This window comes from Citricoccus sp. (assembly GCF_032154715.1).
Taxonomy (GTDB): domain Bacteria; phylum Actinomycetota; class Actinomycetes; order Actinomycetales; family Micrococcaceae; genus Citricoccus.
This window is the reverse complement of sequence record NZ_JALDXU010000077.1, coordinates 1-15,748: the sequence shown is the minus strand read 5'-3', so window position 1 is coordinate 15,748 and position 15,748 is coordinate 1. Positions and strand designations below refer to the sequence as shown.

Sequence of the window (15,748 nt, the reverse complement as noted above, 5' to 3'; positions counted from 1 at the left end):
CGGAAGCGTGCCGCCTCGGGCATGTTCGCCAGCACCCACGAGCCGCCGGCCCCATGGTCCACCAGCAGATCTCCCGAGCGGCTCATCCTCTGGCCGCGGCGCTGGCGCAGGCGCACGTCGTAGACGGAGAGCAGGTGCAGGGAGCGCTCCCTGGACGCGCCGATCCCCGCTCGTTGCAGGATGCGGCGCGTGGTGAGCAGGGTGCGGCGGTTGAACCAGCGCCAGGCGGGGCGCAGGACTCCTAAGAGCACGGCTACGGCGGCCAGGATCCAGGCCACGACCGCCAGCCAGCTGCGGGACTCCACCAGAAAGTCCGCCAGGTTAGGCCGGGCGAGGAAGCCCTGCACGTAGCCGGTGGCCAGGGCGATCAGCATCAGGCGCAGGACGGGCATCGTCAGGGCACGCGGGTGCGAGCGGGTACGCACGCGTACCTGCTCGCCGGGTGCCAGCCTCAGTCCCACGTCGGGCCGTCCTCTCCAGGAATCGTCGGGTTGCCTCGGACTGCTGCAGTCCGTCAGCGGCGCAGGTGCACCACGTCAGCGGCGGAAACCTCCAGCAGGTCGCCGCGTCGAGTGGTGCCGGGCACCGCTGTGTCCATCTTCCCACGGTCAGCCGGCTCCACGAGGAGGGTACCGCCCGGCCCCAACGCCCTCGCGGTCCCCGTCAGGCGGGAATCGTCCGGCAGGTGCACGGTCACCTCAGTGCCCAGGGTCACCAACTGGCCCACGACGCCGGCCGCGGCCGGGTGTGCTCCGTCCACCTCTCCGGGGTGGTCGCGGACCGCGCGGGTGAAGTCGTCCAGGCGCGCCGACAGCGCGACCAGCACGGCATCCAGCAGGTCCGGCGCCGAGGGCACGGTGCCCTCGGGCACCCACTCGGCGACCGACGTCGCCGTGGGGACCGGGGGCCCGCCGCGGCCGAAGTCCAGGTTCAGGCCGAGCCCCAGCACGATCCCGGACTGGTCCGGCAGCACCGAGGCGAGGATGCCGCAGAGTTTGCGGCCGTCCTCCGTCAGCACGTCGTTGGGCCATTTCACCTGGGCCGGGACGCCGAGACTCCGCAGCTCTGTACAGGCGGCGGCGGCCGCCACCAGCGTGACCCAGCTGAAGTGCTCCACGGGCAGATCCGGGCGCAGGACCACGGAGACGGACAGGGCCGTGCCGGGAGCAGTGGTCCAGCCGCGCCCCCGGCGGCCGCGGCCCGACCGCTGGTCCAGGGTCGCCAAGGCGGACAGGTGCGGCCACCGGTCCGGTTGGGCCGTGGCCTGGTCGATGAGCTGTTCCTGCGTCGAGTCGGCCTGCTCCAGCCACGTGATGGTCATGCTTCTAGATATAGCGGGTGGTACTGGTCATTCGCTGGACCAATCCGGGGGCCACCGGTCTCAATCTTGTGCGGTTCCTACAAGTGGCTGAGGTCCGGGCGTCACTAGACTGGGGCCTTGGCCGTGATGTTCACGGGGCATGCCCCGAAACCACCGGCACACCGCTTGTATGAAAGTTCCAACCGACGGAGGACCTGTGACCGAACCGGATCTGACCACCACGGCCGGCAAACTGCAGGACCTGGAGCGCCGCCGGGCCGAGGCCGCCCTGCCGTCCGGCCAGGCCGCCGTGGACAAGCAGCACGACCGGGGCAAGCACACCGCCCGCGAGCGCGTCGAGCTGTTGCTGGATCCGGGATCGTTCGTCGAGTTCGATGCCCTCGCGGTGCACCGCACCACCGCCTTCGGCATGGACCGGAAGAAGCCCATCGGGGACGGGCTGGTCTCCGGCTACGGCACCGTGGACGGCCGCATGGTGGCCGTGTACTCCCAGGACTTCACCGTCTACGGCGGCTCCCTGAGCCAGGTCAACGGCGAGAAGATCGTCAAGGTCCAGGAGTTCGCCGCCCGGAACGGCTGCCCGGTCATCGGGATCAACGACGGCGGCGGGGCGCGGATCCAGGAGGGCGTCGCCTCCCTGGCGATGTTCGCGGACATCTTCCGCAACAACGTCATGTCCTCCGGCGTGATCCCGCAGATCACCCTCATCATGGGGCCCTCGGCCGGTGGCGCCGCCTACTCCCCCGCGCTGACCGACTTCATCATCATGGTGGACAAGACCTCCCACATGTTCATCACCGGCCCGGATGTGATCAAGACCGTCACGGGCGAGGACGTGGACATGGAGACGCTCGGCGGCGCCCGCCAGCACAACGCCTCCACGGGCACCGCCGCCTACCTGGCGGCCAACGAGGAGGACGCCCTCGAGTACGTGCGCGAGCTCCTCGAGTTCCTTCCCTCCAACAACCTGGCCGAGGGACCGGTGGACCCGTTCGAGGAGGAGCTGGAGGTCACCGCCGAGGACCTCGAGCTGGACACGCTGATCCCCGATTCGGCGAACCAGCCCTATGACATGCTCACCGTGATCGAGCACGTGGTGGACGATTCCCATTTTCTGCAGGTCCAGGAGCTCTACGCTCCCAACGTGATCTGCGGACTCGGCCGGGTCGAAGGGCATTCCGTGGGGATCGTGGCCAACCAGCCGATGCAGTTCGCCGGCACCCTGGACATCAACGCCTCGGAGAAGGCCGCCCGCTTCGTCCGGTTCTGCGATGCCTTCAACATCCCGATCATCACGCTCGTGGACGTCCCCGGTTTCCTGCCCGGCACGGACCAGGAGTTTTCCGGGATCATCCGCCGCGGCGCCAAGCTCATCTACGCCTATGCCGAGGCCACCGTGCCGAAGCTGACCGTCATCACCCGCAAGGCCTACGGCGGCGCCTACATCGTCATGGGTTCCAAGAAGCTCGGCGCGGACCTCAACCTGGCGTGGCCCACCGCCCAGATCGGAGTGATGGGGGCCCAGGGAGCGGTCAACATCCTCTACCGCCGGGACCTCAAGGCCGTCGAGGATTCCGGGGGCGATGTGGAGGCCAAGCGTGCCGAGATCGTGGAGGGCTACGAGGCGGAACTGCTCAACCCCTACCAGGCAGCCGAGCGTGGCTACGTGGACGCCGTCATTTCCCCGGCCGAGACCCGGACGCAGATCGTGCGCGGCCTGCGGGCCACCTTCCACAAGCGCGAATCGCGGCCCGCCAAGAAGCACGGGAACATCCCCCTGTGAGCGGCCGGGACACCCTGGACCAGGCAGTGATCCTGCCAGCCACAGAGACGATAGTGACGGACACGACCCGGGAGGCCATGATGGACCAGCAGCACCCCACCCCAGACGCCGGCCGGGCACCGGAGCCGGCCCTGCTCGTCAAGGGCAACCTCGATGCGGAGGAGACTGCCGCTCTGACCGCGGTCATCCACGCCGTGGCCGCCCAGGCCGACCAGCACCGGCGTGAGGGTGCCGGCCGCACCGACCGGGACCGCACCCTGGACCGCCGGCGCCGACTCGGACTGTGGGCCCGCCCCGGCTCCGGCTCCTGGAAGCACGCCGCCGGTCAGCGCTGAGCGGCGGTCGTACCTCCTCGTCGTTCAGCTGGGCAACGCGGACGGCGCTTTCCGGACCTGACGCTTTGCTCAGCCGATCGGTACCGGTGCCCCAGGGACGCGCCAATGGGGCCGCGCAACGCTGGCGGAGAGAGGGACGACGCTGTCGTACTGGACCTGAACCGCCCAGAAACCGTCGCCGACGTGCGATCAGCCACATCATTCGCCTCGTCCTCTGCAGATACAGAGCCCGGTCCTGGACATCGCAGTGTCATTCAATATCCTGTTGGTGAGGGGACCAGATCACCCATGCGAGAAGAGGACAGTCTCGCCGTTGTGCGAAGCAACTTCGTCACCTCTAAGGGTAGGACGGTGTCGATCTGGAAGATGATCTCCAGAAGCGTGGTCTACAGCATCTCTTCGTCTCATCGACGCCTGTGCACATCGATCGGAGTCCACCGTGACCATCCCTTCCACCAACGATGCGACAGTTGATCCGGCCGCCAACGAACCGGTCCCAAGCCGTCGCCCGTCGAGGCTGAGTTCCCTACGACGAGTGCCGGGGACCCTTGCTGTGGTGGGCGCTGTTCTCCTGGTCGGCTTGGTTGGCCAAGGACTTTGGTCCCCGATCACGTCCCGCACATGGTGGGAAACCGTGGCATACGGGCTGCCCTCGCTTCTCGAAGGACGCTGGTGGACTCCGTTGGTCGGGTCGTTCTTCGTGGTCAGCCCCGCAGTGTACGTGCCGACTCTCGTGAGCTTCGCTGGCATGGCGTTACTAGAGTGGCGGCGCGGCACTCGCGTCGCGTTGCTGTACTTCGGCCTGGGGCAACTGATCGCGGTGCTGGGCACCTCGGCGATCGTCGCCGTAGCAGCGCAGTGGTCGTGGCCGTGGGCTGACTCCTTGGCGGTCGCCCTTGACGTTGGCCCGTCCGCCGGCACACTCGCTTGTATCGCTGCATGCTCAACCCTGCTGGCATCCCCCTGGCGACAACGGCTGTGGGTTGCTGTGGTTGCCTATGTGACAGTCGGAGTGCTGTTCTTCGGGTCGCTGGCGGACCTCGAGCATGCCATAGCGGTGATCTTCGTCCTCACGGTCACTCGCTCCTTCCGCATTCACCGAGCAAGTCTTCGCGACCGGCGGCTGCTCGCCTTCGCGATCAGCCTCGCTCTGGGCGTCGTCCAGATCCTCTCACTTCTCATCCCGACGAACGGGCCCTTCGGGCCCACGAACGCGTTCGATGGACCGTGGATCGACGTGCTCATCGACAGCATCCTGATCTTGGTCGTCACGAACGCTCTACGGCGTGGGCGCCGATGGGCATGGGTGCTGACCCTCTGCGTAGGCTCTCTCAACATCGTGGTCGCGGGCTTGTACGTCACGGTGATCGCGATTGACCCGGCCAGTGTGCAAGTAGACCTAGACGTTGCTCGTCACGCTGTCCTGAGTGCGACGTTGTGGCTCGGCTTCCTGGTCTACCTGTTTGCGACGCGAAGTGCGTTCCGAACTCGTCGGCGCCGTCCACTCGGCGCTGAGAATGGCAGGAACGCACTGCCGCCCTCCACGGTTGAAGACGTCCGAGCCCTCATCAAGACCGAGGGAGGCGGGACACTGTCATGGATGGCCACGTGGGACGGCTTGGAGTACTTCTCGACCCGGACGGGCATCGTGCCCTTCCAAAGGCACTACGGGGTGGCGATCGCGTTAGCAGATCCACTCGGGCCGGCCGAAGGACAGCAGTCGAGCATCACAGAGTTCATCGAGGCGTCCGAGCAAAACGCACTCGTGCCATGCTTTTTTAGCGCCGGGGTGCACACTCGTGATGCCGTCCCCCCATCGTGGCGAAGTCTCGCCATCGCCGAAGACACGATTGTGGACCTCCCTGGCCTGACCTTCGCTGGGAAATCCTGGTCCCACGTCCGTACAGCACTGAACCGTGCACAACGCGAACAGGTCGCCTTCCGGATGACGAGACTCGCCGATGAGTCTTGGGGCATCAAGCAGCAGTTGCGAGCCATCTCCGAATCCTGGGTGGGCGAAAAGGACCTTCCCGAGACGAGGTTCACCCTCGGCACCATGAACGAGGCGCAAGCCCCCGAGGTCCGCCTAGCTCTAGCGGTATCCGCAGCCGGAGATGTCGAAGGATTTCTCAGTTGGCTCCCCGTCTACGGTCCCGCCGGCAAACACCTGGGATGGACACTCGACCTGATGCGCCGCCGCGAGGGCGGTTTCGGACCGGTCATGGAGTTCCTCATCGCTTCCTCGGCCAGCACCTTCGTCGAGGAGGGAGCACAAATCCTGTCCCTCTCCGGTGCACCCCTCGCACACGATGTCAGCGGCGAAACCGATCAGATTGCGCACCTGCTCAGCCAACTCGCTGGAATCCTCGAGCCGGTCTACGGCTTCACGTCCCTGCACCGGTTCAAGCAGAAATTCAATCCACGATACGAGCCGATCTACCTGCTATACCGCGACGAAGGAGATCTCGCCCGCATCGGGCCCGCGCTCATCCGGGCCTTCCTACCGGAGGCTTCACTACGCCAGTTCGCGGCAGCCGGAATCGACATGGTCCGCAAGGAGTAGACCAAACCTGTGAGGACTTGACGCTGGCATCCCGACCTGAGCTTTGGAAAGGCACGACCAGTGTCGGCAGAGTCCAAGGCAGCACACCCCCCCCGGGTGGACGCCCTGCCGGGCGGAGCGAAACGACGACATCTCAGTAGTCGCGCGTCTCATCCCGACGGATCGACTCTCCCGTGCGCGGGTCCCGCACGGTCCTCGACTCGCTCACCCTGCGGTTGGCCGAGCTGGCGACCCCCATCTGGACGAGGGACACGATGAACAACAGGGCACCGGCTGCGATGAGGATGTAGCCAGCCATCGTCAGATCGAACCCGGCGATGGAGTCCTGGACCGCGAAGCTCAGGATGGCCCCGAGGGCCATGAGGACAATGGCAGAGCCGAATTTCATGGGTCTCCTTCTGGCCGGTCAGGGCAGATCGTCACGGTCGTCGTTCGCGTCACCCTACGGGCACAGTCGCACTCTCTCAAGGCGCTCTTCCCGCGTGACCACAGCACGAAGGTTCATGACCCCGAGTAGGGTTCTGCCATGACCGACTCTGCACGTGAGACTCGCCAGCCCAGTGACATCGACGCCCTGGCCAACCGCTATTTCGCCGACCTCCTCGCCTTGCACCCCGAGGAGGCCACCGCGCTGGGCCACCCCGGTCACGAGACCGAGTACGCGGACTACTCCCCCGCGGGCTCGGCCGCCGAAGACGAGCTGAACCGGGTGCTGCTGGAAGACCTGGACCGGCTCTCCCCGGCCGATGACGTGGACCGGGTCACCGTCGCTGCCCTGCATGAGCGGGTCGGGCTGCAACGGCGAATCCATGCCACCGGCCGCACCGAGCTGAACAACCTGGCCTCCCCGGCCCAGGAGATCCGCAGCATCCTGGACCTGATGCCGATGGAGACCGAGCAGGACTGGGCCCAGATCGCCGGCCGGCTGGCCAATCTGCCCGCTGCCCTGACCGGGTACGCCGAGTCTCTGCGGGCATCGCGCGACGCCGGCCAGGTCGCCGCCCAGCGCCAGGTCGACATCGTCATCGAGCAGGCCGAGGCCCACTCAGCCCTGGGAGGCTTCTTTCCTGGGCTGCTCGAGCGTGCGTCCGCGGCCGGCGTCGTGCCCTCCTTCCTGCGCACCGAGCTGGAGGCCCAGGCACTCCGGGCCGGGACCGCCTACCAGGGGCTGGCGAGCTTCTTGAAGGAGGAGGTGCGGGGCAGCGCTCCGGAACAAGACGCCGTCGGGCGGGAGCTCTACGAGCTCTACTCCCAGGAGTTCCTGGGCGCCCGGATCGACCTGGAGGAGACGTACGCGTGGGGGCAGGAGGAGCTCGCGCGCATTGTCGAGGCCCAACAGGCCGACGCCGAGCGGATCCGGCCCGGGGCCACCATCGATGAGGCCCGGGCGATCCTGAACGAGGATCCGGCCCGCCGACTGCAGGGCACCGCGGCGCTGCGGGACTGGATGCAGGGCGTCACCGACACCGCACTGCAGGAGATGACCCGCTACTTCGAGATCCCGGCGCCGATGGACCGGGTCGAGTGCATGATCGCCCCCACGCAGGAGGGCGGTGTCTACTACACGGGCCCCTCGGACGATTTCTCCCGGCCCGGCCGCATGTGGTGGTCCGTGCCCGCCGGGGAGGACTCCTTCACCACCTGGCAGGAGACCACCACCGTCTACCACGAGGGCGTGCCGGGCCATCATCTGCAGATCGGCACCGCCATGCTGGCCCAGGACGAGCTGAACGACTGGCGGCGCAACGGGCTGTGGACCTCCGGGCACGGTGAGGGCTGGGCCCTGTACGCCGAGAAGCTCATGGACGAGTTCGGTTTCCTCACCGATCCGGGCGACCACCTCGGCATGCTGGACGCCCAGCGGATGCGTGCGGCCCGGGTGGTGTTCGACATCGGCGTGCACTGCGGCTTCGAGGCCCCGGCGTCCGAGGGCGGCGGCGTGTGGACCCCCGAGCAGGGGTTCGCGTTCCTGACGAAGCACCTCAACGACTCCCCCGGCCAGATCCGGTTCGAGTTCGTCCGGTACCTCGGCTGGCCGGGGCAGGCACCCTCCTACAAGGTCGGCCAGCGCATCTGGGAACAGATCCGCGCCGAGCACGCCGACCGCGCCGCGGCGCAGGGTCACGCGTTCGACCTGAAGGCCTTCCACACCCGGGCCCTGCGCCTGGGCTCCATGGGGCTGGACACCCTGCGCCAGGCGATGGCATGAGCGGTGATGCGGGCGCTCGGGTGAGCGCCGCTCCGGCGCCCGGAGCTGAGGCCACCGAAGGCCAGGAGCACGACGGCGGCGCACCGGTACCGCGGCTGGTGCTGGCTTCGGCCTCGCCGTCCCGGGCCCGGATCCTCGAGGCCGCCGGCCTCCCGTTCACCGTGGTGGTCTCGGACGTGGACGAGGACGCGATCGCCGCGGAGTATCCGCTGGCCAGCCCGGCCGAGACCGCCCAACTGCTCGCCCGGGCCAAGTCCGAGGACGTCGCGGGGCACCCCGAGGCGTCCGGCGCCCTGGTGATCGGCTGCGACTCGGTGTTCGAGCTGGACGGCGTGGCCTACGGCAAGCCCTGGGAACCCGAGGTCGCCCTGGAGCGCTGGAGGGGACAGTCCGGACGCACCGGCCACCTGCACACCGGCCACTGGGTCGTGGACAATCGTGACATCGCCAGCCGTGACGTTGCCGAGACCGGCGCCCTGTCCGGGACCGACGGCGGCGCCCCGCTCGCGCGCCCGGCCACCGGCGCGCTGTCCAGCGCCGCGGTGAGCTTCGCCGACGTGGACGAAGAAGAAATCGCCGCGTACGTGGCCACCGGCGAGCCCCTGCAGTGCGCCGGGGCCTTCACGATCGACGGCCGCGGAGCCGCCTTCGTCACCGCGGTGGAAGGGGACCCGAATGCCGTGATCGGCCTGTCCGTCTCCACGCTGCGCAGCCTGCTGGCCGAGTTCGGGGTCTCGTTGGCTGCCCTGTGGGAGACCGGCCGCGCCTGAGCAGGACCGCGCCGGCTGATAGCGTGGCCGTCATGTCAGCAGCTTCCGCGGCCTCCTGTGCCGCAGTGACCAGGGCGCCCCGCTAGCGGCGGGGCCTCTTACAGACTCTCTTCGAGATGCCCAGCCGCTTCGTCGTCAGACCGGAGCGGCTTCCATGATGCTGCCCGGGAACTTCTCTTCTGCAACGGAGTACCTGGTGTTCTCAACCCTTCATTCCTCTCGCGGGTCCCGCCCGTCCCCGGCACGCGCCTGGCTGGTGCTGGGCGCCATGTCCATGCTGCAGTTCTTGATCGCGGTCGACGTGACCGTGGTCAACATCGCGTTGCCCTCGATCGGTGCCGACTTTGATGTCGACGCCCACTCCCTGACCTGGGTTGTGGTGGGCTACACCATCACCGGTGGCGGGCTGCTGATGCTGGGTGGGCGTCTGGGCGACCTTCTGGGCCGACGCCGCACGCTGCTGACGGGCACCGCCGTATTCGGCGCCGCGTCCCTGCTGGCAGGCTTGGCCCCGTCCTTCGCGTTGTTGGTCTTCGCGCGCCTGCTGCAGGGTGCCGGCGAAGCGATCGCGCTGCCGGCCGCGATGGCCACCATCGTGCTGATGTTCCCCGAAGGGGACCGCCGGTCACGGGCGCTGAGCGTGTGGGCCGCGGTCGCCAGCTGCGGGCTCGTGCTCGGGTTCGTCCTGTCCGGCATCATCACCGCCCATCTGGGGTGGCGGTGGATCTTCCTGATCTCCGTGCCCTTCATCCTGGTGGTGCTGCTGGCCGGGGTCTTCCTGGTGGAGCGAGACCGGCCGGTACGCCGCGGCTCCACGCCGCTAGACGTGCCCGGCGCCCTGCTGCTGACCGCCTGCCCGCTGCTGTTCACCCTTGGGGTGGTCGAGGCGGGAGATCCGGGGACCCCGGAGTGGCTCGCTCCGGCGGCCCTGGCCGGGGCGGTGCTGGCCTGCCTGGGCTTCGTGCGGGTGGAGTCGCGCTCACGCCACCCGCTGCTGCCACTGGACTTCTTCGCCCACCGCGCCCGGGTGGGGGCCAACCTGACCACGATGCTGCTCAGCGGTGCGCTATCCACCTCGTTCCTGCTGTTCACGCTCTATCTGCAGGATCGGCTGGGAATCGGGCCTCTGGGTGCCGGGGTGACGATGCTGCCGCTGGCGGTCGCCCTGATCGCCTGCTCGATGCTCGTGCCCCGCCTGTTGGGCCAGTGGGGAGCGCGGGCGTGCGTGTTGGCGGGGCTGACCTTCACAGCAGCCGCGATGGGCCTGATCGCGCTGGTGGCCACCCTGGGCGCGGGTGCCGTGGCGTTGGTTCCGGCGATGCTGCTGATCGCGGCCGGCATGGGCTTCGGCCTGGTAGGCCTGCAGTACATCGCGGTCAGCGGCGTGACCGACGACGACGCCGGGACCGCCTCGGGCGTGCAGCGCGCGGCCGACCAGCTCGGCGGCTCCAGCGGAGTGGCCATCTGCGTGGGCCTCGGCTTCTCGCCCGCCCTGCACGCCGGCGACCCGTTCCTGGTCGCGACCGTGCTGGCCGTCGCTGGGCTCCTGGTGGGGGTCCTGGTCGCCTGGCGGCTGCCAGCGACGGTGGCTGCCTGACGGGAGTGCTCATTCTCACAGGCGCCGAACGGCCTCGCAGGGTGCATCGGCATCGGTCGTCGGTCTAGCGTGGAGGGTCTGCGGGTCATCCCGCTGAGCCGAGGAGGGCGACGATTCTTCGTCGCCCTCCTTCGCGTCTGTGCCCTTGACCGATCCATCCCCTCAGGAGTCCGCCTTGACCGTGACCCGCAGCAGCGAGGTAGCCACCACTGGGTCCATCCATGGCGCCGCGCGCCAGCCGTCGAGTCCCACGCCGGCCACTGCCCGGCTGGCCATCTTCGCGCTGGCGATCGGCGCATTCGGCATCGGCACGGCGGAATTCGCCACCATGGGCCTGCTGCCGTACATCGCCGAGGGATTCGACGCCACGATCACCGAGGCGAGCCACGCGGTGTCCCTCTACGCGATCGGCGTGGTCATCGGCGCACCGCTCATCGCCGCCCTGACCGCCCGGATGGAACGCCGGCGCCTGCTCCTGGCACTGACCGCCCTGTTCATCATCGGCAGTATCGGCAGCACCCTGGCACCGTCGCTGCCGTGGATGCTGGTCTCCCGCTTCGTCACCGGGCTGCCCCACGGAGCCTTCCTCGGCATCGGCGCCGTGGTCGCCTCCACCCTGGTCTCCCCACACCGCCGGGCCACCGCCATGGCCCGGGTCATGCTCGGGCTGACGGTGGCCAACATCGTGGGCGTGCCCGCGGCGGCGGCCCTGGGCGCCCAGTTCGGCTGGCGGACCGCCTACGGCCTGGTCGCCCTGATCGGCATGCTCACGCTCCTGGCAGTATTCGCCCTGGTCCCGCGCAGCGCCCCGGGGCTGACCCCGTCCATCCGCGGAGAGCTGCGCACACTCAAGCGCCCCCAGGTCATCCTGACCCTGGTGGCCGGTTCCATCGGCTTCGGCGGGATGTTCGCGGTCTACACCTTCATCTCTCCGACGATGACCGATCTCACCGGATTGTCCGAGTCCGCCGTTCCCTGGGTGCTCGTCTGCTTCGGTGTGGGCATGACCCTCGGCTCCCTCATCGCCGGCCCGCTCGTGGACCGCTCGGTCGAGAAGTCCGCCGTGGGCGGCGTCCTCAGTCTGGGGCTGGTCCTGCTGGCCTTCGCCACCCTGGCGCACGTCCCCGCCGTCGCCATCGCCTGCGTGCTGCTGCTCGGTGTCGCCGGGTCCCTCTTCACCACCGCACTGCAGGTGCGGCTGCTGCGCGAGAGCGGCGATGCCCCCTCGGTCAGCGCGGCCATGAACCACGCCGCGTTCAACTTCGCCAACGCCCTGGGCGCCTTCCTCGGTGCCGTGGTGGTGGACGCCGGGCTCGGATACCGCTCGCCGGCGTTGCTCGGCACCGGTCTGACCGTGGTGGGCCTGGCCGTCATGATCGTGGCGGTGGCAACGCACCGGCGCGCTCGCAGCGGGGCCGCACTGGCGCCTGGGCGGTAACAGCAGGATGTTTGTGGGATTCCTACAACCGATGCCACGCGGCGCGGGGAAAACGCCCCGGATCCTGTAGGAAACCCACGGCCGCGTCTAGGCTCGGCAGGTGGGCTGCCCCGGCGTCAGGTCGGGTCCGGCCCCTCGCAGACCGCCTGCGCCGACGCTTATGAAGGAGTCCCGCCCCGATGTCCCAGCCGACGCCGACCGCCACCACCGCAGCCCGCCCGTTCTCGCGGGTGCTCGTGGCCAACCGCGGGGAGATTGCCGTCCGCATCATCCGCGCGGCACATGACGAGGGACTCACCGCCGTGGCCGTCTATGCGGAGCCCGACCGCGAAGCCCTGCACGTGCGCATGGCGGACGACGCCATCGCCCTGGGCGGGTCCTCCGCCGCCGACTCCTACCTGGTGGTGGACAAGATCCTCGCCGCCGCCCAGGCCTCCGGCGCCGATGCCGTCCATCCCGGCTACGGCTTCCTGTCGGAGAACGCCGACTTCGCGCGTGCGGTCGAGGCCGCCGGACTGGTGTGGATCGGCCCACCGGCCGCCGCCATCGAGCAGTTGGGGGACAAGGTCTCCGCCCGTCACCTGGCCCAGAAGGTCGGCGCCCCGCTGGTGCCCGGCACCGCCGACCCGGTGGCGAACGCGGACGAAGTCCTCGCCTTCGCCGACACCCACGGACTCCCCCTGGCCATCAAGGCCGCGCACGGTGGCGGCGGCCGCGGCATCAAGGTGGTCCGCAGCCGCGAGGACATCCCCGAGATGTTCGACTCCGCGGTCCGGGAGGCCACCGCCGCGTTCGGCCGTGGCGAGTGCTTCGTGGAGCGCTTCCTGGACGCCCCGCGCCACGTGGAGACCCAGTGCCTGGCCGATGCCGCCGGCAACGTGGTGGTGGTTTCCACTCGCGACTGCTCGCTGCAACGCCGCAACCAGAAGCTCGTCGAGGAGGCACCGGCCCCCTTCCTGACGGCCGAGCAGCAGCAGCGGCTGTACGACTCCTCCAAGGCACTGCTGGTGGAGGCCGGCTACGTGGGCGCGGGCACCTGCGAGTTCCTCGTGGGCACGGACGGCACCATCTCCTTCCTCGAGGTCAACACCCGTCTGCAGGTGGAGCACCCCGTCTCCGAGGAGGTCACCGGCCTGGACCTGGTGCGCGAGCAGTTCCGCATCGCCCGCGGCGAGGAACTGGGCTACAACGATCCCGAGGTCCGCGGCCATTCCTTCGAGTTCCGCATCAACGGCGAGGACGCCGGCAAGAACTTCATGCCCTCCCCCGGCACCCTGACCCGCTTCCGGCTGCCCTCCGGCCCGGGCGTCCGCGTGGACGCCGGCGTGGAGGAGGGCGAGACCATCACCGGCGCCTTCGACTCCATGGTGGCCAAGCTGATCGTCACCGGCACCACCCGGGAGCAGGCACTGCAGCGATCCCGCCGCGCCCTGGCCGAGATGCAGGTCGCCGGCATGCCCACCGTCCTGCCGTTCCACCGTGCCGTGGTCTCCGACCCGGCCTTCGCGCCGGCAGACGGAGCCCCGTTCACCGTGCACACCCGGTGGATCGAGACTGGTTTCGAGAACACCATCGCCCCGTTCGCCGGGGCCCCGGGCACCCCCGGGGACGCCGAGGAGGAGCACGAGGACCGCCGCTCCGTGACCGTGGAGGTCAACGGCAAGCGGGTCGAGGTCACCCTGCCCGCCATCCTGGGTGCCATCTCCACCGTGGCCACCGGCGCCAAGGCCGGATCCCGCCGCCGCAAGTCCCGCGGCGCCCGGGGCGCCACCGCCACCGGGGCCAACGGGGACACCCTGACCTCACCGATGCAGGGCACCATCGTCAAGGTCGCGGCCGGCGTCGGGGATGCCGTGGCCGAAGGCGACCTGATCGTGGTGCTCGAGGCGATGAAGATGGAGCAGCCCCTGACCGCACACAAGTCCGGGACCATCACCGAGCTGAGCGCCGAGGTGGGCGCCACGGTCACCGCGGGTGCGGCGATCGCCGCCATCGCGGACTAGAGCTCCCGAGACCGTGCTCGCCCGGCCGGGGTCGCTCCGCGCACCGGCTCACTCGCGCCTGATCCGGCCAGGCAGGATGGCAACCGACCTGACGACCGCCGCATGGCAAGGTCGTCTCATTATATGGACCTCATGTCCGCATGATGGCGCCCCCGCGTAGAGTCGTCGGGTCGCATTTCGCGCCGGCCGGAAGCCGGCACGCCACTTTCGTTGCATTGCATTGCATGAGGAGCAACCATGTCCACTGACCTGTCCCAAGGCAGCTCAACCCCGGACCCCCGGGCCGGCTCGGTCCCTGTCAAGGACGACGGCACTCAGGAACTGGGTGTTCCCCGGTCCCGCGTGGTGATCGCGTCCCTGATGGGCACCACGATCGAGTTCTATGACTTCTACGTCTACGCCACGGCGGCGGTCTCGGTCTTCCCGCTGATCTTCTTCGCGGCCGGTGACGAGGGTGCAGCCCTGCTGGCCTCCATGGCCACCTTCGGTGCAGCCTTCGTCGCCCGCCCGGTCGGCTCGATCCTGTTCGGCCACTACGGTGACCGCGTCGGCCGCAAGGTCACGCTGATCGGCTCCCTGCTGACCATGGGCATCGCCACGTTCCTCATCGGCCTGCTGCCGACGTACTTCCAGATCGGCCTGTGGGCCCCGGTGATGCTGACCATCCTGCGCTTCTGCCAGGGCCTCGGGCTCGGCGGCGAGTGGTCCGGCGCAGCCCTGTTGGCCACCGAGACCGCGGCGAAGGGCAAGCGCGCCTGGGCGGCCATGTGGCCCCAGCTCGGCGCCCCCATCGGCTTCCTGCTGGCCAACGGCCTGTTCCTGATCCTGACGCTGAGCTTCAACCACGACTCCACGAACCCGGACATGGACGGCGCCTTCCTCACCTGGGTGTGGCGCCTGCCGTTCCTGCTGTCCCTGGTCATGGTGGCCGTGGGCCTCTACGTCCGCCTGCGCCTGCAGGAGACCCCGGTCTTCCAGCGCGCCGTGGACAATGACGAGCGCGTCAAGGCCCCCCTGAGCGAGGTCTTCCGGAAGAACTGGAAGGAGCTCATCCTCGGCACCTTCATCATGCTGGCGACCTATGTGCTCTTCTACCTGATGACCACATGGATCCTCTCCTACTCCATCAGCTCCCCCGACGTCAGTGGCCTGGGCGTGCCCTACGCGGACTTCCTCGTGTTGCAGCTGATCGGCATCCTGTTCTTCGCCGCCTTCGTGCCCGTGGCCGGTTGGCTGGCGGACAAGTTCGGCCGCAAGCCCACGCTGATCGTCATCACCGTCCTGCTGATCCTCTTCGGCCTGACCTTCGGCTGGTGGCTCAGCGCCGGCTCGATCGGCCAGGGCAACGAGCTGAACACCACGCAGATGATGATCTTCCTGATCGTCGGCATGGCCCTGATGGGCCTGACCTTCGGCCCCATGTCCGCCGTCCTGCCGGAGCTGTTCCCCACGAACACCCGGTACACCGGCTCCGGCATCGCCTACAACGTGTCCTCGATCCTCGGCGCCGCCCTGACCCCGTTCGTGGCCCAGTGGCTCGTGTTGAACTTCTCCGTGGCCCACGTCGGCTACTACCTGTCCTTCGCCTCCGTGCTGACGCTGATCGCCCTGATCATCGCCCCGGAGACCAAGACGAAGTCCCTCGACACCGAAGCAGAGACAGTCACCCTGCCCTGACGTGAGCTGACCCGATCTGACCGGCCACGCCGGTCAGTGAGCACGACGCCGG

At 68.8% G+C, this 15,748-nt stretch carries 12 protein-coding genes; 9 read left to right on the top strand and 3 right to left on the bottom strand.

The window, feature by feature from the left end; all coding sequences use genetic code 11:
• Together RUH65_RS12090 and RUH65_RS12085 are read right to left on the bottom strand one after the other, a co-directional pair.
• Nucleotides 1-461 (bottom strand): PH domain-containing protein (locus RUH65_RS12090; protein WP_313817705.1); only part of this gene is annotated, 461 nt, incomplete at its 3' end.
• Between the two features lie 53 nt (nt 462-514).
• Complete coding sequence (locus tag RUH65_RS12085; protein WP_313817703.1) at nt 515-1,321, bottom strand: biotin--[acetyl-CoA-carboxylase] ligase; 807 nt, start codon at nt 1,319-1,321, stop codon at nt 515-517.
• A 196-nt stretch (nt 1,322-1,517) separates the two neighbouring features.
• On the opposite strand from RUH65_RS12085, the gene RUH65_RS12080 reads away from it, so the two are divergent.
• From RUH65_RS12080 to RUH65_RS12070, 3 genes are all read left to right on the top strand, one after another.
• Nucleotides 1,518-3,104, top strand: a complete 1,587-nt coding sequence (locus RUH65_RS12080; RefSeq protein WP_313817702.1) for an acyl-CoA carboxylase subunit beta — start codon at nt 1,518-1,520, stop codon at nt 3,102-3,104.
• 53 nt (nt 3,105-3,157) lie between these two features.
• Nucleotides 3,158-3,439 carry an acyl-CoA carboxylase subunit epsilon gene (locus RUH65_RS12075; RefSeq protein ID WP_313817701.1) on the top strand — a complete coding sequence of 94 codons (282 nt, stop codon included), beginning with the start codon at nt 3,158-3,160 and terminating at the stop codon, nt 3,437-3,439.
• A gap of 634 nt (nt 3,440-4,073) precedes the next feature.
• Nucleotides 4,074-6,002, top strand: coding sequence for a DUF2156 domain-containing protein (locus RUH65_RS12070; protein ID WP_313817700.1), 1,929 nt, complete (start codon nt 4,074-4,076; stop codon nt 6,000-6,002).
• A 133-nt stretch (nt 6,003-6,135) separates the two neighbouring features.
• Here RUH65_RS12070 and RUH65_RS12065 read toward each other — a convergent pair whose 3' ends face one another.
• Nucleotides 6,136-6,390, bottom strand: a complete 255-nt coding sequence (locus tag RUH65_RS12065; RefSeq protein WP_313817699.1) for a DUF6458 family protein — start codon at nt 6,388-6,390, stop codon at nt 6,136-6,138.
• Nucleotides 6,391-6,528: 138 nt separating this feature from the next.
• On the opposite strand from RUH65_RS12065, the gene RUH65_RS12060 reads away from it, so the two are divergent.
• The 6 genes from RUH65_RS12060 (at nt 6,529) to RUH65_RS12035 (ending at nt 15,696) form a co-directional block, all read left to right on the top strand.
• A complete protein-coding gene (locus RUH65_RS12060) occupies nt 6,529-8,211 on the top strand; it encodes a DUF885 domain-containing protein (RefSeq protein ID WP_313817698.1) in 1,683 nt (560 codons plus the stop codon).
• Nucleotides 8,208-8,981, top strand: coding sequence for a nucleoside triphosphate pyrophosphatase (locus RUH65_RS12055; protein ID WP_313817697.1), 774 nt, complete (start codon nt 8,208-8,210; stop codon nt 8,979-8,981). The genes RUH65_RS12060 and RUH65_RS12055 overlap by 4 nt, the downstream gene beginning before the upstream one ends.
• Before the next feature lie 196 nt (nt 8,982-9,177).
• The gene (locus RUH65_RS12050; protein WP_313817696.1) at nt 9,178-10,578 is read left to right on the top strand and encodes an MFS transporter; all 1,401 of its coding nucleotides are present in this window, start codon (nt 9,178-9,180) and stop codon (nt 10,576-10,578) included.
• A 181-nt stretch (nt 10,579-10,759) separates the two neighbouring features.
• Entirely contained in the window at nt 10,760-12,016 is a 1,257-nt protein-coding gene (locus RUH65_RS12045; RefSeq protein ID WP_313817695.1) for an MFS transporter, read from the top strand.
• Between the two features lie 179 nt (nt 12,017-12,195).
• The gene (locus RUH65_RS12040) at nt 12,196-14,019 is read left to right on the top strand and encodes a biotin carboxylase N-terminal domain-containing protein (RefSeq protein ID WP_313817694.1); all 1,824 of its coding nucleotides are present in this window, start codon (nt 12,196-12,198) and stop codon (nt 14,017-14,019) included.
• Between the two features lie 237 nt (nt 14,020-14,256).
• A complete protein-coding gene (locus tag RUH65_RS12035) occupies nt 14,257-15,696 on the top strand; it encodes an MFS transporter (RefSeq protein WP_313817692.1) in 1,440 nt (479 codons plus the stop codon).
• Nucleotides 15,697-15,748 lie beyond the last annotated feature (52 nt).